At 61.2% G+C, this 19,310-nt stretch carries 18 protein-coding genes; 9 read left to right on the top strand and 9 right to left on the bottom strand.

Annotated elements, in window-relative coordinates:
• Window positions 1–2,207, bottom strand: a 2,207-nt coding sequence (gene ppk1 / locus D6877_RS09745) for a polyphosphate kinase 1 (RefSeq protein WP_130910610.1), incomplete at its 3' end; no start/stop codon positions are given.
• 18 nt (window positions 2,208–2,225) lie between these two features.
• Window positions 2,226–3,239 (bottom strand): porphobilinogen synthase, encoded by a 1,014-nt coding sequence (gene hemB / locus D6877_RS09740; protein WP_016772618.1) that lies wholly within the window; start codon window positions 3,237–3,239, stop codon window positions 2,226–2,228.
• 207 nt (window positions 3,240–3,446) lie between these two features.
• On the opposite strand from hemB, the gene D6877_RS09735 reads away from it, so the two are divergent.
• A complete protein-coding gene (locus tag D6877_RS09735; protein WP_095181269.1) occupies window positions 3,447–4,106 on the top strand; it encodes a DedA family protein in 660 nt (219 codons plus the stop codon).
• 167 nt (window positions 4,107–4,273) lie between these two features.
• Window positions 4,274–4,942 carry an isoprenoid biosynthesis glyoxalase ElbB gene (gene elbB, locus D6877_RS09730; protein WP_016772616.1) on the top strand — a complete coding sequence of 223 codons (669 nt, stop codon included), beginning with the start codon at window positions 4,274–4,276 and terminating at the stop codon, window positions 4,940–4,942.
• A 103-nt stretch (window positions 4,943–5,045) separates the two neighbouring features.
• Here the strand turns inward: elbB and D6877_RS09725 are convergent, their stop codons facing one another.
• Both D6877_RS09725 and D6877_RS09720 read right to left on the bottom strand, forming a co-directional pair.
• Window positions 5,046–5,501: a YaiI/YqxD family protein gene (locus tag D6877_RS09725; protein WP_042607095.1), complete on the bottom strand. Its 456-nt coding sequence runs from the start codon at window positions 5,499–5,501 to the stop codon at window positions 5,046–5,048.
• A gap of 102 nt (window positions 5,502–5,603) precedes the next feature.
• Entirely contained in the window at window positions 5,604–7,502 is a 1,899-nt protein-coding gene (locus D6877_RS09720; RefSeq protein WP_130910609.1) for an FTR1 family protein, read from the bottom strand.
• 168 nt (window positions 7,503–7,670) lie between these two features.
• Between D6877_RS09720 and D6877_RS09715 the strand changes: the two genes are divergently transcribed.
• The 5 genes from D6877_RS09715 to D6877_RS09695 all read left to right on the top strand — a co-directional run bounded on the left by D6877_RS09715 (window position 7,671) and on the right by D6877_RS09695 (window position 12,437).
• Window positions 7,671–9,074 carry a hypothetical protein gene (locus D6877_RS09715; RefSeq protein ID WP_130910608.1) on the top strand — a complete coding sequence of 468 codons (1,404 nt, stop codon included), beginning with the start codon at window positions 7,671–7,673 and terminating at the stop codon, window positions 9,072–9,074.
• 206 nt (window positions 9,075–9,280) lie between these two features.
• Entirely contained in the window at window positions 9,281–10,675 is a 1,395-nt protein-coding gene (locus D6877_RS09710) for a hypothetical protein (protein ID WP_130910607.1), read from the top strand.
• Between the two features lie 16 nt (window positions 10,676–10,691).
• Window positions 10,692–11,063 carry a YcfL family protein gene (locus tag D6877_RS09705; protein WP_016772611.1) on the top strand — a complete coding sequence of 124 codons (372 nt, stop codon included), beginning with the start codon at window positions 10,692–10,694 and terminating at the stop codon, window positions 11,061–11,063.
• A gap of 36 nt (window positions 11,064–11,099) precedes the next feature.
• Complete coding sequence (gene lpoB / locus D6877_RS09700) at window positions 11,100–11,687, top strand: penicillin-binding protein activator LpoB (RefSeq protein ID WP_016772610.1); 588 nt, start codon at window positions 11,100–11,102, stop codon at window positions 11,685–11,687.
• A gap of 3 nt (window positions 11,688–11,690) precedes the next feature.
• Entirely contained in the window at window positions 11,691–12,437 is a 747-nt protein-coding gene (locus D6877_RS09695) for a hypothetical protein (RefSeq protein WP_016772609.1), read from the top strand.
• Window positions 12,438–12,654: 217 nt separating this feature from the next.
• Here the strand turns inward: D6877_RS09695 and D6877_RS09690 are convergent, their stop codons facing one another.
• The 3 genes from D6877_RS09690 to D6877_RS09680 form a co-directional block, all read right to left on the bottom strand.
• Window positions 12,655–13,287, bottom strand: coding sequence for a LysE family transporter (locus D6877_RS09690; RefSeq protein ID WP_130910606.1), 633 nt, complete (start codon window positions 13,285–13,287; stop codon window positions 12,655–12,657).
• Between the two features lie 192 nt (window positions 13,288–13,479).
• Window positions 13,480–14,061, bottom strand: coding sequence for a mechanosensitive ion channel family protein (locus tag D6877_RS09685; RefSeq protein WP_024014760.1), 582 nt, complete (start codon window positions 14,059–14,061; stop codon window positions 13,480–13,482).
• The gene (locus D6877_RS09680) at window positions 14,061–15,971 is read right to left on the bottom strand and encodes an ATP-binding cassette domain-containing protein (RefSeq protein WP_130910605.1); all 1,911 of its coding nucleotides are present in this window, start codon (window positions 15,969–15,971) and stop codon (window positions 14,061–14,063) included. The genes D6877_RS09685 and D6877_RS09680 overlap by 1 nt, the downstream gene beginning before the upstream one ends.
• A gap of 50 nt (window positions 15,972–16,021) precedes the next feature.
• On the opposite strand from D6877_RS09680, the gene D6877_RS09675 reads away from it, so the two are divergent.
• Window positions 16,022–16,483: a TIGR02444 family protein gene (locus tag D6877_RS09675; RefSeq protein WP_130910604.1), complete on the top strand. Its 462-nt coding sequence runs from the start codon at window positions 16,022–16,024 to the stop codon at window positions 16,481–16,483.
• Here D6877_RS09675 and D6877_RS09670 read toward each other — a convergent pair.
• Window positions 16,480–17,673, bottom strand: coding sequence for an AlgP family protein (locus D6877_RS09670; RefSeq protein WP_130910603.1), 1,194 nt, complete (start codon window positions 17,671–17,673; stop codon window positions 16,480–16,482). The two genes, D6877_RS09675 and D6877_RS09670, sit on opposite strands and share 4 nt — an antisense overlap.
• Window positions 17,674–17,865: 192 nt before the next feature.
• Here D6877_RS09670 and D6877_RS09665 point away from each other — a divergent pair, with 192 nt between their 5' ends.
• Entirely contained in the window at window positions 17,866–18,531 is a 666-nt protein-coding gene (locus tag D6877_RS09665; RefSeq protein ID WP_016772603.1) for an FKBP-type peptidyl-prolyl cis-trans isomerase, read from the top strand.
• A gap of 58 nt (window positions 18,532–18,589) precedes the next feature.
• On the opposite strand, the gene D6877_RS09660 is transcribed toward D6877_RS09665, so the two are convergent.
• Window positions 18,590–19,048 carry an Rsd/AlgQ family anti-sigma factor gene (locus tag D6877_RS09660; RefSeq protein ID WP_016985889.1) on the bottom strand — a complete coding sequence of 153 codons (459 nt, stop codon included), beginning with the start codon at window positions 19,046–19,048 and terminating at the stop codon, window positions 18,590–18,592.
• Window positions 19,049–19,310: the final 262 nt, after the last annotated feature.

The raw sequence follows: 19,310 nt of genomic DNA, 5'->3' as shown, positions 1-19,310 counted from the left end.
ATCGGGCTGCCCAACCGCTCCAGCAACGTCGCCTGCGCACTGCGCGGGTTCTGGTTGCCGGTGGGGGTGTTGCGGATGTAGCGGCCGTCCGACTGCAGACTCCAGCTGTGGGTGTTGTCGGTCAGGTACAGCTCCAGCTCCTTCTTGACGCGGGTCAGCAGCTTCTTGCCTTCCACGGGGAAGCAGGTCTCGACGCGCTTGTCGAGGTTGCGCTCCATCCAGTCGGCGCTGGAGAGGAACATCTGCTCGTCGCCGCCGTTGAGGAAGTAGAACACCCGCGTGTGCTCGAGGAAGCGGCCGATGATCGAGCGCACATGAATGTTGTGCGAGACCCCGGCGATGCCCGGACGCAGGCAGCACATGCCGCGCACCACCAGATCGATGCGCACGCCGGACTGGCTGGCCTTGTACAGCGCGCGGATGATCTTCGGATCGGTCAGCGAGTTGAACTTGGCGATGATGTGCGCCGGTTTGCCTTCGAGGGCGAACTGGGTTTCGCGGGCAATCATGTCGAGCATGCCCTTCTTCAGGGTGAACGGCGCATGCAGCAGCTTTTTCATGCGCAGTGTCTTGCCCATGCCGATCAACTGGCTGAACAGTTTGCCGACGTCTTCGCACAAGGCGTCGTCGGAGGTCAGCAGGCTGTAGTCGGTGTAGAGCTTGGCGTTACCGGCGTGGTAGTTGCCGGTGCCAAGGTGCGCGTAGCGGACGATTTCGCCAGCCTCACGGCGCAGGATCAGCATCATCTTGGCGTGGGTCTTGAAGCCGACCACTCCGTAGATCACCACCGCACCGGCCGCTTGCAGACGGCTGGCCAGTTGCAGGTTGGATTCTTCGTCGAAGCGCGCACGCAGCTCGATCACCGCGGTGACTTCCTTGCCGTTACGCGCGGCGTCGACCAGCGCATCGACGATTTCCGAGTTGGCGCCGGAGCGGTAAAGCGTTTGCCGTACGGCCAACACATGCGGGTCTTTCGCGGCCTGACGCAGCAGGTCGACCACCGGGGTGAACGACTCGAACGGGTGCAGCAAGAGGATGTCCTGCTTGCTGACCACACTGAAGATGTTTTCGCTGTTCTGCAGCAGTTTCGGGATCTGCGGGGTGAACGGCGTGTATTGCAGCTCCGGATGGCTGTCCAGACCGGTGATGCTGAACAGGCGCGTCAGGTTGACCGGGCCGTTGACCTGATACAGCTCGGTCTCGCTCAGGTTGAACTGCTTGAGCAGGTAGTCCGAGAGGTGTTTCGGGCAAGTGTCGGCGACTTCCAGACGCACCGCGTCACCGTAGCGCCGCGAGAACAACTCGCCACGCAGAGCGCGGGCCAAGTCTTCGACGTCTTCGGAATCGAGCGCCAGGTCGGCGTTTCGGGTCAGACGGAACTGGTAGCAGCCTTTCACCTTCATGCCCTGGAACAGGTCATCGGCGTGGGCGTGGATCATCGACGACAGGAACACATAGTTGTCGCCAGCGCCGCCGACTTCTTCCGGGACCTTGATGATCCGTGGCAGCAGGCGCGGCGCCGGAATGATCGCCAGACCGGAATCGCGCCCGAAGGCGTCGATGCCTTCGAGCTCGACGATGAAGTTCAGGCTCTTGTTCACCAGCAGCGGGAACGGGTGCGTCGGGTCGAGGCCGATCGGGGTGATGATCGGCGCGATCTCGTCGCGGAAATAGCGGCGAACCCAGGTCTTGAGCTTGGTCGTCCAGTTGCGCCGACGGATGAAGCGCACCTGATGCTTTTCCAGCTCCGGCAGGAGGATGTCGTTGAGGATCGCGTACTGGCGGTCGACGTGACCGTGGACCAGCTCGCTGATCCGCGCCAGCGCCTGATGCGGCTGCAAGCCGTCAGCGCCGGCCTGTTCGCGGGCAAAAGTGATCTGCTTTTTCAGCCCGGCGACGCGAATTTCGAAGAATTCGTCGAGGTTGCTGGAGAAGATCAGCAGGAACTTCAGCCGCTCCAGCAACGGGTAGGACTCGTCCAGCGCCTGTTCCAGCACGCGGATGTTGAACTGCAATTGCGAAAGCTCGCGGTGGATGTACAGGCTGCTGTCATCCAGGCCGGGAATGGCGATCGCCGGTACCGCCACAGCGGTTTCGGCAACCGGCGCGGGTGGCGCAGGCTCCAGTTCCGGCGGGGTTTCGGTGATTTGCTCGACCACCGGCTGAGCTTCTTTTACGGCAACTTCAGTGAGTCCTTCGGTATTCATGGAATGTTCCTGGGAGGGCTATTTCTGCTCTCGTAACAATTGAGCGGCACGAACGGCAAAGTAAGTCAGGATGCCATCTGCACCGGCACGTTTAAAGGCGGTCAGTGACTCGAGGATCACCGCTTCGCTCAACCAGCCATTCTGGATAGCGGCCATGTGCATGGCGTATTCGCCACTGACCTGATAGACGAAGGTCGGCACCTTGAAGGCATCTTTGACCCGAAAAAGAATGTCCAGGTAGGGCATGCCCGGTTTCACCATGACCATGTCCGCGCCTTCAGACAAGTCGGCACCGACTTCATGCAGCGCTTCGTCACTGTTGGCCGGGTCCATCTGATAAGAAGCCTTGTTGGCCTTGCCCAGGTTCGACGCCGAACCCACCGCATCGCGAAAAGGCCCGTAGTAGGCGCTGGCGTACTTGGCCGAGTAGGCCATGATGCGCACGTTGACGTGGCCGGCGATTTCCAGCGCCTCACGAATCGCCTGGATGCGACCGTCCATCATGTCCGATGGCGCCACCACCTGCGCGCCGGCTTCGGCGTGGGACAGCGCCTGACGCACCAGCGCATCGACGGTGATGTCGTTCTGCACGTAGCCGTCTTCGTCGAGAATGCCGTCCTGACCGTGGGTGGTGAACGGGTCCAGCGCGACGTCAGTGATCACGCCCAGCTCCGGGAACCGCTCACGCAGGGCGCGCGTGGCACGCTGGGCGATGCCTTCAGGGTTCCACGCTTCGGCAGCATCGAGGGATTTCAGCTCAGGCGGGGTGACCGGGAACAGCGCCAGCGCCGGAATGCCCAGCTCGACCCATTTCGCCGCTTCTTCAAGCAGCAGATCAATGCTCAGTCGCTCGACGCCCGGCATCGAAGCCACGGCTTCGCGGCGGTTTTCACCGTCGAGCACGAACACCGGCAGGATCAGGTCATCGACCGTCAATACGTTTTCACGCACCAGGCGCCGCGAAAAATCATCACGACGATTGCGGCGCAGACGAGTGGCAGGGAACAGACGATTGGCGGGGGTAAAGCTCACGGCAGACTCCTGAGCCCGGGCAAACGGGCGAGCGTGACAGTTATAGACGGCCATTATGACTAACAGATGACAGTTATGTGTGCTCTGTGACAGGTAGCCGCAATCCATTGTCGATGTAGGAAATGTTCACGTCGAGACACATTTGGACACTTTCATGAATGTGCCCGAAGGGTTAGGCTGCGCGTTCATTTCGCCAGCACCCAGACAATGCTCCAACAATTTCTGCACGACTTTGGCTACTTTGCCTTGTTTCTCGGCACGTTCTTCGAAGGCGAAACCATTCTGGTGCTCGCAGGCTTCCTTGCGTTCCGTGGATACATGGACATCAACCTGGTGGTGGTCGTGGCGTTCTTCGGCAGTTATGCCGGCGACCAGCTGTGGTACTTCCTGGGGCGCAAGCACGGGCGCAAATTGCTTGCGCGCAAACCGCGCTGGCAGATGATGGGCGACCGTGCGCTGGAGCACATCCGCAAACATCCGGACATCTGGGTCCTGAGCTTCCGCTTCGTTTATGGCCTGCGCACGGTGATGCCGGTGGCGATCGGCCTGTCCGGTTATCCACCGGGACGTTACTTGCTGCTCAATGGCATCGGCGCGGCGATCTGGGCCACCGCGCTGGCTGCGGCGGCTTACCACTTCGGCGCAGTGCTGGAAGGCATGCTCGGCAGCATCAAGAAGTACGAGCTGTGGGTGCTCGGCGCCTTGCTTATCCTCGGGCTGGGCCTGTGGCTGCGGCGCCGCTTCAAGAATGCGCAACTGGCGAAGAAAATCTATCAGGACGAGCAACTCGCCAAGGCCGCCGAGGCAGAGCAGTTGCGCCAGGCCGAAGCGCCCCCTCCTGCCGGCCCGAAAACGCCAGCCGAATAAGCCATTCGCTGGCGGCTGCCATGCGCAGTCCAGGCAAATAATGAACACCCCGCCGCCGTTGCGATCCATTGAGAGAGCGCTCTGTTCCCGCGCGCGTCAGCCATGCCCCTATGGCCACGCGCGACGATTTAAGGGACATTGAGCGCCATGAATCTGGAGAGAAGCCCATGAGCAAAAAAGTTGCAGTGATCCTGTCCGGCAGTGGCGTGTACGACGGCGCCGAAATCCAGGAAAGTGTCATCACCCTGCTGCGCCTCGACCAGCGCGGCGCACAGGTGCAGTGCTTCGCGCCGAACATCGCGCAATTGCATGTGATCAATCACCTGACCGGCGAAGAAATGCCGGAATCGCGCAACGTGCTGGTGGAGTCGGCGCGCATTGCCCGGGGCAACGTCAAGGATATCCGCGATGCCGACGTCGAGGACTTCGACGCACTGATCGTGCCCGGCGGATTTGGCGCAGCGAAGAACCTGTCGAACTTCGCCATCGAAGGCGCCGGCTGCACCGTGCAACCTGAAGTGCTGGCCCTGGCCGAAGCGTTTGCCGAAGCGGGCAAACCGGTCGGGCTGATCTGCATCTCCCCGGCGCTGGCTGCAAAAATCTATGGCCCGGGCGTGACCTGCACCATCGGCAACGACGCCGACACCGCTGCGGCCATGAACAAGATGGGCGCCACCCACGAAGAGTGCGCAGTGACGGAAATCGTCGAAGACAAGGCGCGCAAACTGGTCACCACCCCGGCGTACATGCTGGCGCAGACCATCAGTGAAGCGGCTTCGGGGATCAACAAACTGGTCGACCGCGTGCTCGAACTGACTCACGAAAACGACGCCTGAATCAAAAGATCGCAGCCTTCGGCAGCTCCTACAGGTTCCGTGTCGCGCCGTGATATTGCGGCATACACCGCCCCTGTAGGAGCTGCCGCAGGCTGCGATCTTTTCAGGGCTTGCGAGTGAGTCGGGTCAGAATCCGGTCCAGCGCATTGGCAAACGCCTGCTTTTCACGCTCGCCAAACGGCGCCGGGCCGCCGCTCATCTGGCCCTGCTCCCTCAGATCGGTAAACAGGTTACGCACCGCCAGGCGTTCGCCCATGTTCTGCGCATCGAACTCCTTGCCGCGTGGATCCAGCGCCGCCACGCCCTTCTTCACCAGCCGATCGGCCAGTGGAATATCGCTGCAGATCACCAGTTCGCCCGGCACCGCATGCTCGACCAGATAATCATCCGCCGCATCCGGCCCGCTCGGCACCACAATCAGTTTGACGATCGCCAGCCCCGGCTTGATCTGCGGCTGCCCGGCCACCAGCACCACTTCGAACTGGCGCTTTAACGCGAACTTCACCACCAGATCCTTCGCCGCCCGCGGACAGGCGTCAGCATCGATCCATACACGCATGTTCTTGCCTCCAAAAAATTCGCGAGCAGGCTCGCTCCCACAGGATACATACCGAACCTGTGGGAGCGAGCCTGCTCGCGAATATGAGCGCAGCGAATGCCTTTATGCAGCCGAAACCCGACGCTTCTCCGCCACCCAACTGCGCCCATACAGCACAGCAATCGCCACAATCGCCACCACCTGCGCGGTCAGCGAATAGGCATCGGCATGGATCCCCAGCCAGTCGAATTCAAAGAACGCCACTGGCCGTGTGCCGAAGATCCCGGCTTCCTGCAAGGCCTTGACGCCATGCCCGGCAAACACCACCGACAACGCGCACAACAGCGCGGCGTTGATGCTGAAGAACAGCGTCAGCGGCAGTTTCGCCGAGCCGCGCAGAATCACCCACGCCAGGCCGACCAGCAGCACCATCGCCGTCGCACCGCCAGCCAGCACGGCGTTGTGCCCGGCCGGCCCGGCCTGCAGCCACAGGGTTTCGTAGAACAGGATCACTTCGAACAATTCGCGGTAGACCGAGAAGAACGCCAGGATCGCAAAACCGAAGCGACCACCGCCGCCGACCAGGCTGCTTTTGATGTAATCCTGCCAGGCCGCCGCGTGACGGCGGTCATGCATCCACACGCCGAGCCACAACACCATGACGCTGGCAAACAGCGCGGTGGCGCCTTCCAGCAACTCACGCTGCGAACCGCTGACGTCGATCACATACGCCGCCAGCGCCCAGGTGCCCAAGCCTGCCAGCAAGGCCAGACCCCAACCGACGTTGACGCTGCGCACCGCTGACTGCTGGCCGGTGTTGCGCAGGAAGGCGAGGATCGCCGCCAGCACCAGAATCGCTTCCAGACCTTCGCGCAGCAGAATCAGCAGACCGGAGATGTAACTCAGCGACCAGCTCAGACCATCGCTGCCCAGCAGGCCGGCGGATTCCTTGAGTTTGGCCTTGGCCGCGTCCAGACGCTGCTCGGCCTGCTCGACGGGCAGACCGTCCTGCAGCGACTGCCGGTACGCCATCAGTGATTTTTCGGTGTCCTTGCGCACGTTGGCATCGACGTTATCCAGCGAGCTTTCGACCAGTTCGAAGCCTTCCAGATACGCCGCTACCGACAGGTCATAGGCCTGATCATGTTCACCAGCGCGGTAGGCCGCGAGGCTCTTGTCCAGCGTGGCGGCGGTGTAATCGAGCAACTGCGCCGGCCCGCGCTTGACCTGCGGTGGTTGTGCGCGCTGCGCCCGGAACGTCGCCGCAACCTCTGCGCCCTCCGCCGCCTGCACTTCGGCCGGGGTCTGGCGGGCCAGGTCGGCGATGTTGTAGACCTTGTCGGACTTGGCGGCTGCCGCATCGGCACTGAAGCCGGCGATGTAGGTGGCCAGATCCCAGCGCTGGCGATCATCGAGCTGATCGGCAAACGCCGGCATGTCGGTGCCTTCGACACCCTGGCCGAGGGTGCTGTAAATCGCGTACAGGCTCAAGTGATCCATGCGCGCAGCGTCGCGCAGGTTGGCTGGCGCAGGGGTCAGACCGACGCCGGCCGGGCCGTCGCCAGCGCCAGTGTCGCCATGGCACACCGAGCAGTTCTGCGCATACAACGGCGCGCCGCGTGTCGGGTCTGGAGTGATGATCGGTGCCTGACTGACTTCATAAGCCACCGCCAGTTTCGCCCCCAACTGTCGGGCCTGACGGGCGACATCAGCACCGTCCTGCTTCGCACTGATGGCTGCGTGCAAAGACTCCACGCCCTGTTCCAGCGCGACTTTTTCCGGTTTGGCTGGCAATGCCGTGATCAAGCCTTGCAGGACCTGGGTGAATTCCAGCTGCTCGCGGTATTCGCCGTCGTCGATGACTTTGCCTGCCGCGACCGTTGGCGGGTAATCGGCACTGATGTAATCGAGCAGGTGCAACGCTTGCGGCGCGCCTTCCACGGTATCGGCCAGCAGCGGCAGGCTGCTCAGGGACAATAACGGGAACAGCAGCCAGGCCAGCAATCGGGACGAGGCAGTCATGAACGAATCTCAAATGGAAATGCGAAGTTACATATTGTTCACTTCGCAGACGTTTCTCTCAAGCTTTGTCGGTGTCGGCAGGGAATGATTCATATCGTTGAAGCGATGTGCCACCATCGACTCCAATAACGTGAATGCTCCCCATTTGCTCAAGGAAGCCCCCTTTCAATGCGCCACTGCCTGCTGCTTCCCCTGCTGCTGACCACCATTACACAACTGGCGGGTTGCGCGGCTTATCGCAATTACGATCTGGAGCTGGAACAGACCACCGAGCAATTGAAGCAAGGCAATGTCGCCGGCTCACTGGCTTTGCTTGAAACACATAACCCGGACGAGCAAAAGGATCTGCTCTATTACTTCGAGAAAGGTGCGGTGTTGAGTGCGGGCGGCGAACTGCCGCAGAGTCAGGCGGCATGGCGCAGTGCCGAGCAAATGGTGGTCGAACGCCAGGACACCATTGAAACCACCGGCGACAAACTCTTGGCCGCCATGGGTAATCACTGGGGCAGCATCATCAATGACAAGCTGCGCCGCTACGACGGCTATGACTATGAAAAAGTCATGCTGACCACGCAGATGGCCCTCAACCAGCTGGCCGTGAACGACTTCGACGGCGCCCGCACCGACATCAAGAAAACCCATGAGCGCGAAGCGCTGATCGCTCGGCAGCGCGAGCTCGAATATGAGCGCGTCGAAGAGGTAGCGAAAAAGCAGGGTGTGCGCGTGCATTACAAGGATTTGCAGGGTTATCCGGTAGTCATGCTGGACGCGCCGGCGGTGATCGCCTTGAAGAACGGCTACCAAAGCGCGTTCAGTCACTACCTCGCGGGCTTTACATATGAAGCGCTCGGGGAAAAGAATCTCGCCGCGCCAGGCTATCGCCAAGCCATCGAATTACGCCCGGATCTGCCGTTCTTCCAGCAGGCATTGCGTGACCTCGACAGTCCCGGCCTCAAGAGTGACGAAAGCGACGTGCTGATCATCGTGCAAAGCGGCCTCGCTCCCGCACGCAGTTCGCTGCGTGTGCCGTACCCGGTGAAGCTGGCAGACGGTCAGGTCATTGTCGCCAACATCTCGTTCCCGGTGATGGTGCCCGACACTTCAACGCCGTCGTTCAATCAGATCGGCATCGATGGACGGCAGAAGAAACTGATACCGGTCAACAGCATCACCGACATGTCCTTGCGTACGCTGCGCGATGACATGCCCGGCATCATCCAGCGCACCACCTACCGAGCCTTTCTGGCCGCCGATGTGCAAGCCACCGACAACCGACGCGACCCGAGCAAAGCATCGTACGTGACCCATTGGGATGGTTTCGAACAAGCCGATACGCGTACCTGGCGCACCCTGCCCAATCTGACTCAGGTAATGCGCCTGCGCCTGAAGAAAGGTGAACATGCGATCACTCTGCCCCACGTCAACAACGCCGCGCCGCTGAAGATCCGGATTGATCAGAACCGCCAGGTCATCACCCTGCGCGCCCTCGGCGATCGGGTTTTCGCCAATGGCAGCGCGTTCGGACCCGGTAAAACAGCGGCCGAACGCGTCGTGAACAACTTGACCAAATGATGGCACGAGCCTTTGTTAGGCCACTAAAAAGACATTACATCGCCACCATCCCGCGCTTATAATGCCGCGCCCTCGCCCAGCGAGCCGGCATCAAAAGCTCCTCACCCATGAGGAATTGGCAGGAGGCCAGCGCCGCCGTCGATAGGTCACACCAGCCCGACCAGCACACGCGGCTGCAAGTTTTGTTACTCAGGGAAGAAGTACCCATGGCATTCCGCGCTCCCATGCTGCTCGCGCTCAGCGCCGTCACGCTGCTGTCCGGCTGCGCAGCGTTTCGCAACTACGATTCCGAACTGGCCCAGACCAATCAGCAACTGGCTTCCGGCAACGTCGACGCGGCGCTGACCCTGCTGGAAAAGAACAACACCGGCACCGACAAAGACCTGCTCTATTACTTCGAGAAAGGTGAACTGCTGCGCGCCAAGGGCGATCTGTCGGGCAGCCAGAACGCCTGGGGCAGTGCCGACCAGGTAGTCGGTCAGTGGGAAGACGCGGTCAAGCTCGACTCGGCCAAATACTTGGCACAGTTCGGCAGCTTCATCGTCAACGACAAGGTGCGTCGCTACGAAGGCTATGACTACGAGAAAGTCATGCTGACCACGCAGATGGCCCTGAACCTGCTGGCGGTCAACGATTTCGATGGCGCCCGTACGGCGATCAAAAAGACCCACGAACGCGAAGCAGTGATCGCCGACCTGCGCGACAAGGAATACCTCAAGAGCGAAGAAGAGGCCGAGAAAGAAGGCATCAAGACCCAGTACAAGGATTTGCAGGGTTATCCGGTGGCCAGCCTCGACGCGCCGGAAGTGGTCGGCTTGAAGAACAGCTACCAGAGTGCGTTCAGCCATTACCTGGCCGGTTTCGTCTACGAAGCCCTGGGCGAGAAGGATCTGGCCGCGCCGGGTTATCGCAAGGCTGCCGAACTGCGCCCAAACACGCCGCTGCTCGAGCAGGCGCTGGTCAATCTCGACAAGCCTTCCAAATCCGATGACAGCGACATTCTCATCGTCGTGCAGAGCGGTCTGGCCCCGGCCCGCGACTCGATTCGCGTACCGCTGCCGCTGCCGATTTCCAACAACGTGGTGATCACTCCGCTGTCGTTCCCGATCATCAAACAGGACACCTCCACCGCGCCTTTTGCGCAGATCGGTGTCGACGGCAAGCAGGTCGACCTGACCGCGCTGAACAGCACCACCGCCATGTCCCGTCGCGCCCTGCGCGATGACATGCCGGGGATCATCGTGCGCACCACCGTGCGCGCGATCACCAAAGGTGTGGCGCAGAAACAGATCAACGAAACCAACCCGCTGGCCGGTCTCGCCGTGGGTATTTCTTCAGCGGTGCTTGAAGGTGCCGATACCCGTACATGGCGCACCCTGCCGGACAATACCCAAGTGGTGCGTCTGCGCCTGAAAAAAGGTGAGCATCAGGTTACCCTGCCGAGCGCCGTCGGCGGCTCGGTGGTCAAGGTCACCGTCGACCAGCGCTACCAAGTGATCAGCCTGCGTGCCGTGGGCAACCAGGTATTCGCTGGCGGCATCGCTGCTCACGTAATGCCGAGCGCTGCCGCGACCAACGTCGCCAGCCTCAAACAACCTTAAGAACGGAGTCTTTGCAATGCGCTTGAAGATCATCGCCGTCGCCGCCCTCGCCTTGCTGGCCGGCTGCGCCACCCCGCCACCGCCGGAGCCGGGCAGCGCCGCGAGCAAAGTCGTGGCCATGGGCCCGCAGAAACACATCGTCGTCGGCGCCATGCGCGTGGCTCGTGAAAACGGCTTCATGACCGTCAACGTGCAGTTGAGCAACACCCTCAACAGCAACAAGATTTTCTACTACCGCTTCGCCTGGCTTGGCGCCGAAGGTTTCCCGGTTGCCGAAGAAGAAGTGTGGAAAAGCCAGATGATGTACGGCGCCCAGACCAGCTTCATTCAGGCCATCGCGCCGACCCCGAAAGCCGTGGATTTCCGTCTGGAAATCAAGACGCCGTAAACCCGCCACCCTATTTCTGCTTGAGAGAGCTTTCTCATGTTTGCACGCTTTTCCTGCATCGCCGTCATCGCCCTGCTCGCCTCCGGTTGCGCCAACACCTCGCCGACCCTGGGCAGCAAGAACATCAGCTACGGCGACACCAAAGCGGTTGAAACCGTGACCAACGAATTCGGTTCGACCGACCTGCAAATGATCGCCGAGTCGATGACTCGCTCGCTGGCCCAGTCCGGCATTCTGCAGGGCCGTCCGGTGGTTCAGGTCTACGATGTGAAGAACAAGACCAGCGAGTACATCGACACCCGCGAAATCACCACCAGCATCAAGACTCAGTTGATGAAGACCGGTGTTGCGCGCTTCGCCAGCGACAACAATGCGATGCAGAGCCAGGTTGACCAGCTCAAGCTGCAAAACCAGAGCGGCCTGTACAAGAAAAGCACCGTGGCCAAGACCGGCAACATGGTTGCCGCCAAGTACCGCATCGAAGGCTCGATCAGCTCGATCGTCAAGCGCAGCAGCGACTACAAGGACGTCTTCTACAAATTCAGCCTGCAGTTGATCGACGTCGAAAGCGGTCTGGCCGAGTGGATGGACGAAAAAGAGATCCGCAAAACCACGGAGCGTTAATCGATGCGCACATGGATTGGCATGATGGCCCTGGCTTGCGCGTTCAGCGCGCAGGCGGCCCCGAAGGTAGCGGTGACGGATCTGGCGTATCAGGAGCGCGTGGAGCAATACATCCACATCGTTTCGGCGCAGAGCAATCACCGCGAGAGTTACTACAGCGCCAGCGGTTCTTCGAGCTACAACGAGATCGAAGCGACCACCAGCTACATCGAACAGGGCGAGTTGCGCAAATTCACCGGCGACATCAAGGGTGAAATCCTGCGTACCGGCATGTTCCAGCTGGTGCAGGGCACGCCGTATACCGCCTCATCCAAAGGCGATGTGTATGACGTGATCAAGCGCATCAAGGCCGGCAACTTCAAAGGGGCCGACTACGTGCTGTTCGGCACTGTGTCCGACATCGACTTCACCCAGGACATCAATGAGCTGGCGCACACCGACAGCTACTCGGCGGTGCTGGGCCTGACGCTGGTGGCGGATTTCAGTCTGATCAACACCAAGACCTACGAGATCACCTCGGCCTTCACGGCGATGGGCGAAGCGCAGGACACCAAACTGGTGAACCATCGCGACATCAAGATCTCGCTGAACCGTCCGCGGGTGGTGCGCGAGGTGTCGAAGGCCTTGGGCGAAGACGTGGCCGGGCAACTGAGCATGCAGCTCGGTGGTGGTGACGGTTATGAGCAGCCGCGTGAAGCGCCGCAGCGCAACAATCTGCCGCGTGACACGGCGCCGGTGATTTTACGCTGAGCCGGATCTGACAACTTTTGTGGCGAAGGGCTCTGTGGCGAGGGGATTTATCCCCGTTGGGTCGCGAAGCGGCCCTCGTTATTGATGCAAGACGATTGGGACTGCTGCGCAGTCCAACGGGGATAAATCCCCTCGCCACAAAAGCTCGCTTGCCCCGATGTCTCGGTAGAAATGAAAAAGGCGACCTCTTGAGGTCGCCTTTTTTTGCCCGAGCGGTTTACGCCGCCGCTTTGCGCAACGTCGCCATGAACGCCGCCGCGCCAATGAACAATCCGGCAAAGGTGCGGTTCATGCGCTTCTGCTGCTTGGGCGTGCGCAGCAGGCGCAGCACCTTCGACGCCAGTCCGGTGTAGCCGGCCATGACAATCAGGTCGACGAACACCATGGTCACGCCGATCAGCAGATACTGAATCAGCAGCGGCGCATGGGGATTGATGAACTGCGGCAACACCGCGAGCATGAACACCAACGCCTTGGGGTTGCTGATATTCACCAGAAAGCCGCGAAACACCAGGGCCAGTGGCTTGCCGATCGGCCGCACTGCGGCGTCATCGCTCATGTCCATGGGCAGCGCGCGCCATTGCTTGATCGCCAGGTAAACCAGATAGGCGACACCGAACCATTTGATCGCATGAAACGCTGTGGCCGAAGCGGTAAGCACAGCGCCAACACCCGCGCCGACGATCGCGATCTGCACCGCCAGACCGATCTGCAGGCCCAGTGCGTTCCAATAGCCGCGCCAGAATCCGTATTGCAGACCGCTGGACATCGACGCGATGGCGCCCGCGCCCGGGGACAGGCTGATCACCCAGCAGGCGGCAAAGAATGCCAGCCATGTTTGAAGCTCCATCGCATACCTCGGCCGATGCTTGTGACAAATGCCTAAGCTAATGCGGCTTCGTGTGGATGACTACCAGTTTTTTGCTAAATATTGCGGGAAGCTGAGGGCCCCTTCGCGAGCAGGCTCGCTCCCACAGGAGGAACGCATTCCAATGTGGGAGCGAGCCTGCTCGCGAAGGCGTCGGAACAGACGACGTAGAAATTACTTCTCAAACCCGCTGGAAGGAAACACATCGGTCCCGCGCCAACGCCGCACCGAACGCTGGAAGAACAGGCTGTTCGGCACCTGCACCATGGCGCTGCCGGTACCGAGTTCTTCGGCCTCGACCAGCGTGGTGTAGAGCAGATTGATCGCGATCACCCGGCCTTTGACGCCAGGCTTGTCGGTGGTGTCCACCAGCTCGACCACGTCGCCGAGGCGGAACGGCCCGACGGTGAAGATCAGAATGGCGCAGAGCAGGTTCGACAGCACACTCCACATCGCAAAGAACGCCACCGCCGCCACCGCGACAAATCCCGACAGCGCCGTCCACAGCACCGTGGCCGAAACGCCGAGGCGCTCAAGCACGAAGAGCAGCGCGCTGCCCATGATCAGCCAGCGCAACACGCCACGCAGCGGCATCAGCAACTGCGGCGGAAACGGATAGCGCTCACCCAGGCGAGTGAGGCCTTTGGCGACGAAACGCTGGGTCAGGTAACCGGCCAGCAGAATCAGCAGAATCTGCGCGGTGAACCAGAGCGGTTCGACCCACACCGCCGCAAAGGGCAGCTTGAAGGCTTCCATCAGGACAACGCCTCCAGCTCCGCCTGCATGCTTTCCAGGGTTTCCAGCGCTTCCATCCAGGCTTCTTCCAGCTCGGCTTCACGCACCTTCAACTTAGCCTGTTCGGCGAGCAGATCACGCAATTCATTCTTGCGTGCCGGCTCGTAGATATCGCTGTCACCCAGGCTGGCATCGACCTTGGCCAGTTTCTCGTGCAGCTTGCCCAGTTCGGCTTCGAGCTTGTCGGCCTCGCGCTTGTGCGGCGCCAGTTGCTGACGCAACGCTGCCGCCGCTTGGCGTTGCGCTTTCTTGTCGGTCTTGTCCGGGTTGATCGGCGTGTTGCTGACCGGCGCATTGCGCTGACGGTATTCCACCAGCCAACGTGCGTAGTCTTCGAGATCGCCATCGAACTCTTCGACCTTTCCGTCAGCGACCAGATAGAAGTTGTCGGTGGTGCTCTTGAGCAAGTGCCGATCGTGAGAGACCACCAGCACCGCGCCGCTGAATTCCTGCAGGGCCATGGTCAGCGCCAGACGCATTTCCAGGTCGAGGTGGTTGGTCGGTTCGTCGAGCAGCAGCAGGTTCGGCCGCTCCCAGGCGATCAGCGCGAGGGCCAGACGGGCCTTCTCGCCGCCGGAGAAATTCAGCACCGGCTCATCGATGCGTGCGCCCCGGAAGTCGAAGCCGCCGAGGAAGTCGCGCAGGGTCTGCTCGCGCTCACCCGGCGCCAGACGCTGCAAATGCAGCAATGGGCTGGCCTTGGCGTCGAGCGAGTCGAGCTGATGCTGGGCAAAGTAGCCGACCACGGTGTTTTCGCCACGGGTCAGGCGCCCGGCCAGCGGTTCGAGCTCGCCGGCGAGGTTCTTGATCAGCGTCGATTTACCCGCACCGTTCGGCCCAAGCAGACCGATCCGCGCACCCGGGGTCAGTTGCAGCTTGACCTTCTCGAGGATGGTCTTGTCGCCATAACCCAAGCGCGCATCGGACAGGTCGATCAGCGGACTGGAGATCTTGGTCGACTCGCGGAAGACGAAGTCGAACGGCGAATCGACGTGGGCCGCCGACAATTCTTCCATGCGCTCCAGCGCCTTGATCCGGCTCTGCGCCTGACGGGCCTTGGTCGCTTGCGCCTTGAAGCGGGCGATGTAGCTTTCCATGTGCGCACGCTGCGCCTGCTGCTTCTCGTAGGCTTGTTGCTGCTGGGCCAGACGCTCGGCGCGGGCGCGCTCAAACGCGGTGTAGCCGCCCCGGTAGAGGGTCAGTTTGCGCTGATCGACATGGGCGACGTGATCGACCACTTCGTCGAGGAAATCCCGGTCGTGGGAAATCAGCAGCAAGGTGCCCGGATAACTCTTCAGCCACTCTTCGAGCCAGATGATCGCATCGAGGTCCAAGTGGTTGGTCGGTTCGTCGAGCAGCAGCAGATCCGACGGGCACATGAGTGCCTGCGCCAGATTCAGACGCATCCGCCAGCCACCGGAGAAATCGCCTACCTGACGGTCCATCTGCTCATTGGTGAAACCGAGTCCGGCGAGCAACTTGCGCGCCCGCGCATCGGCGGTGTAACCGTCGGCGCTGTCGAGTTCGGCATGCAGGCGCGCCAGTGCGGTGCCGTCGTGGGCCTCCTCGGCGGCGGCAAGCTCGCGTTGCACCTCGCGCAGACGCAGGTCGCCATCGAGCACATAATCAACCGCCAGGCGCTCAAGAGTGTCGACCTCCTGGCGCATATGCGCGATACGCCAGTCGGCCGGCAGCAGGCAGTCGCCCGAATCCGGGTGCAACTCGCCGCGCAGCAGGGCGAACAGGCTGGATTTGCCGGCACCGTTGGCGCCGATGAGGCCGGCTTTGTGGCCGGCGTGCAGGGTCAGCTCGGCGTCTTCTAGCAGACGTTGCGGGCCACGCTGTAAAGTCAGGTTCTGAAGTCGGATCATAATGGCGGCGGAGTCTACCAGCTTCGCTCACAACTGGCGCGAGTAGCACGATGTCCTCTGACCTGTGGAGCTTTGCCCTTGATGTCTACGCCCGACCGGGCGTGGAAGATGCCTGCCTGCAATTGCAAACGGCGGGCGCCAATGTCTGCCTGTTGCTTTGCGGTTTATGGCTGGAGCAGCGTGCGGTGACCTGCGATGAACCGCGCGTGCGCTTGCTCAGGGCCTTGACCGCGCCGTGGGATGTCGAGGTGGTGCAGCCTCTGCGAACCCTGCGCATGCAATGGAAAGCGCGGGCCGTCGATGATGCGGTGGTGGCAGGCATGCGCGAGCAGATCAAGTCACTGGAGCTTGAAGCTGAGCGAACCTTGCTGTCACGGCTGGAAGGTGTGGCGCAGGAGTGGACGCGCAACGATGCAGGTTCGGTGACCTGGCTTGAGGGCTTAGCCGGCAATGCCGCCAGCCTGAGCCGCGACGCGCTGCAAGTGCTGCGCGTCGCGGCGACCGGCACTTAGGAAGCGCTGGTCGGGGTGCTGCTGACATTCGACGAGGCGGCTGGCGCTGGCGCAGTCGAAGGGGTCGAGTGAGTGGCGGACGACGGTGCCGAGGCAGCTGGGGCAGCCGGGGTCGCCACAGGTGCAGGCTTGGCTGCTGGAGCGGCAGCCGGTTTGGTCGCGGCTGGCTTGGCAGCTGCAGGCTTTTTCACCGCTGGTTTTGCGGCTGGCTTGGCGGCCGGCTTTGCAGCAGCGGTCGCAGGCTTGGCAGCAGCGGGTTTCGCAGCTGGCTTGGCGGCCGGTTTCGCAGCGGTTTTTGCCGCAGGTTTTGCTGCCGATGTTGCGGCTGGTTTGGCAGCCGGTTTTACCGCCACTTTCGCAGCAGGTTTGGCGGCGGCCGGCTTGGCCGCAGTCTTGGCAGCAGGCTTCGCAGCGGCGGTCTTCGCAGCAGGTTTTGCTGCTGGTTTCGCTGCTGCTTTGGCAGCAGGTTTGGCGGCTGCGGTTTTTGCCGGTGCAGCTTTGCTCGCGGCCGGTTTTGCCGCGGCTTTGGCAGGGGTGGCTTTCACTGCTGGCTTGGCTGCAGCAGGTTTGGCTGCGGTGGTTTTAGCCGCCGGTTTTGCCGCGCTCGCCGCCGGCTTCTTCGCTGCAGTTTTTGCCGCTGGTTTGGCAGCCGCTTTCACTGGCGCCTTGGCCGCTGGTTTGGCGGCGGTTTTCGCAACAGCAGGTTTCGCCGCAGCGGTCTTCGCCGGGGCTTTGCTTGCAGCAGGCTTGGCAGCGACTTTCTTCGCTGGTGCTGCTGCCGGTTTGGCCGAACGCGACGACAGAACCTTGCCCACTGCTTCCTGCACGCGACCAACACCTTGGGCCAGTTTCAGGCTTTCCTGGGCATCGCGCTTGAGCTGCAGAATGTAGCTGCGGGTCTCGGACTGACGATCTTTCAAAGCGTCGAGCAAGTCTTCGAGTTCTTTCACGGCAGCCTTGGCCTTGTTCTGTGCCTTGGCTTTGCCGGCGGTGGCGGCGTCCTGCAATTTGGTGCGCGATTTGTGCAGTTTTTCCTGCGCCTTGCCACGCTGTTTTTCCAGCTTGGCGAGCAGTTTTTCAGCATCAGCCAAGGCTTGCGAGCAAGCGTTTTCCAAATGCTCGAGCAGGCTGCCCGACAACTGTTGGAGTAAGTGCAACGGAGTATTTACAGGCTTCTTGGTGGCCGACATGGTTTACCTCCTGGCTGACGTGAGTGCGGCTCATACTAGACCTCTGCTGATACCGCCGCTAGGGCATGTTGACAGTATCTGCACCGTTGCGTTGCACCGAAGCCGAAATGTTCTGCGCGCGGGAAAAAGCAGTTCACCGATGCAGACGTTTGCACTGGCATAATCCCCCGCATCCCAGGTCGGAGAGTGCCCATGTCGCGCTACTTTATTTTGTCCCTCTGCGTGTTTTTTTCGACGGCGTATGCCGATGAAAAAAACACGGCGAACGATGCTCATGATCTGGCTTACAGCCTCGGTGCCAGCCTCGGCGAACGGCTGCGTCAGGAGGTGCCGCAGTTGCAGATCCAGGCGCTGATCGAAGGTCTGCAACAGGCGTATCAGGGCAAGCCGCTGGCGCTGAGTGAAGCGCGTATCGAACAGATTCTGGCCGACCACGAATCGCGCAATGCCGAGCAGGCATCACGGCAATCGAGCGACGCGGCGATGGAAAACGAGCAACGCTTTCTCAGTGCGGAAAAAGCCAAACCGGGGGTGAAGGAACTGGCCGACGGCATCCTTCTGACTGAACTGGTTCCGGGCACTGGCGCCAAGGCCGGCCCCGACGGCAAAGTGCAGGTGCTGTATGTCGGCAAGCTGCCGGATGGCACCGTGTTCGATCAGAACACCCAGCCGCAATGGTTCAACCTCGACAGCGTAATCGCCGGTTGGCGCACCGCACTGCAGAACATGCCGGTGGGGGCGAAATGGCGGCTGGTGATTCCATCGGATCAAGCCTATGGCGCCGACGGTGCCGGCGACCTGATCGCGCCGTTCACGCCTCTGGTTTTCGAAGTGGAATTGCGTGGCGCGACGAGCTGATCAGGCATAAAAAAACGGTGCGCTTTCGGGCGCACCGTTTTTTCATGAAGGACGTGGATCAGGCCTGAACCGGATCTTCTTCCTTGTGTGCCGTGTGCAGCACTTCGATCAGGCAATCTTCAAGTTCAAAGCGCTCGTGCAACAAGCCGCCCAATTCCTTGAATTTCTCCGCAACGCATTTGCCTTCGTCGCACAGGTCGTTGAACGCGAGCAGCTTCTCGGTAATGACGTCAATGCGCGGGTAGATGGTCTCGGCGAGTTCCAGACCGCGCTTGTCGTTGAACGCCTTGGCTTCGCCAGTCAGCTGTTCATAGATTTCGAAGTGCCCCGCCGATACGTAATCGACCAGCACCCCGCAGAATTCCTGCAAAGGCTTGCGGCTCTCGGACAGCGACTCAGGCTGCGCACCGAGCTTGTCGTAGGCGCCGATCAGCTCTTCACGCTCCTGCAACCAGCGGTCGATCAGCAGATGAACCCCACCCCAACGTTCCTGAGCATTCTGACAACTTTCGAGCATGGCGATCTCTCTTCCCTTGTGGGTCATGCTGCTCTACACCCGCGCCCTGTTCTGATTTGACTGGTGGACGATCGGGCAGAGCGTCATCGAGCAACATAAATCCAATGACACGTGCCGGCCAGATTATGCCCGCACGCCTATGGCTTCAAGGTACGCAGGAGATAAAGTTCATACAAGTGTTTAATCCCTGACCAGCATGTGGTGCGACGCTTCGTCGCTGACCGGTCGTTGCAGAGCGCTCCAGATCAGACGCAACAACTGA

Source organism: Pseudomonas sp. Sample_9, assembly GCF_004307535.1.
GTDB classification, from domain to species: Bacteria; Pseudomonadota; Gammaproteobacteria; order Pseudomonadales; family Pseudomonadaceae; genus Aquipseudomonas; species Aquipseudomonas mercuritolerans.
The sequence above is the reverse complement of the archived record's forward strand: the minus strand, read 5'-3'. Positions and strand labels throughout refer to the sequence as shown.

Bases quoted from the DNA above. Each gene is read 5' to 3' on its own strand.
- D6877_RS09735 (WP_095181269.1), top strand. From the start codon at position 3,447: ATGCTCCAACAATTTCTGCACGACTTTGGCTACTTTGCCTTGTTTCTC.
- elbB (WP_016772616.1), top strand. From the start codon at position 4,274: ATGAGCAAAAAAGTTGCAGTGATCCTGTCCGGCAGTGGCGTGTACGAC.
- D6877_RS09725 (WP_042607095.1), bottom strand. From the start codon at position 5,501: ATGCGTGTATGGATCGATGCTGACGCCTGTCCGCGGGCGGCGAAGGAT.
- D6877_RS09720 (WP_130910609.1), bottom strand. From the start codon at position 7,502: ATGACTGCCTCGTCCCGATTGCTGGCCTGGCTGCTGTTCCCGTTATTG.
- D6877_RS09715 (WP_130910608.1), top strand. From the start codon at position 7,671: ATGCGCCACTGCCTGCTGCTTCCCCTGCTGCTGACCACCATTACACAA.
- D6877_RS09710 (WP_130910607.1), top strand. From the start codon at position 9,281: ATGGCATTCCGCGCTCCCATGCTGCTCGCGCTCAGCGCCGTCACGCTG.
- D6877_RS09705 (WP_016772611.1), top strand. From the start codon at position 10,692: ATGCGCTTGAAGATCATCGCCGTCGCCGCCCTCGCCTTGCTGGCCGGC.
- lpoB (WP_016772610.1), top strand. From the start codon at position 11,100: ATGTTTGCACGCTTTTCCTGCATCGCCGTCATCGCCCTGCTCGCCTCC.
- D6877_RS09695 (WP_016772609.1), top strand. From the start codon at position 11,691: ATGCGCACATGGATTGGCATGATGGCCCTGGCTTGCGCGTTCAGCGCG.
- D6877_RS09690 (WP_130910606.1), bottom strand. From the start codon at position 13,287: ATGGAGCTTCAAACATGGCTGGCATTCTTTGCCGCCTGCTGGGTGATC.
- D6877_RS09685 (WP_024014760.1), bottom strand. From the start codon at position 14,061: ATGGAAGCCTTCAAGCTGCCCTTTGCGGCGGTGTGGGTCGAACCGCTC.
- D6877_RS09680 (WP_130910605.1), bottom strand. From the start codon at position 15,971: ATGATCCGACTTCAGAACCTGACTTTACAGCGTGGCCCGCAACGTCTG.
- D6877_RS09675 (WP_130910604.1), top strand. From the start codon at position 16,022: ATGTCCTCTGACCTGTGGAGCTTTGCCCTTGATGTCTACGCCCGACCG.
- D6877_RS09670 (WP_130910603.1), bottom strand. From the start codon at position 17,673: ATGTCGGCCACCAAGAAGCCTGTAAATACTCCGTTGCACTTACTCCAA.
- D6877_RS09665 (WP_016772603.1), top strand. From the start codon at position 17,866: ATGTCGCGCTACTTTATTTTGTCCCTCTGCGTGTTTTTTTCGACGGCG.
- D6877_RS09660 (WP_016985889.1), bottom strand. From the start codon at position 19,048: ATGCTCGAAAGTTGTCAGAATGCTCAGGAACGTTGGGGTGGGGTTCAT.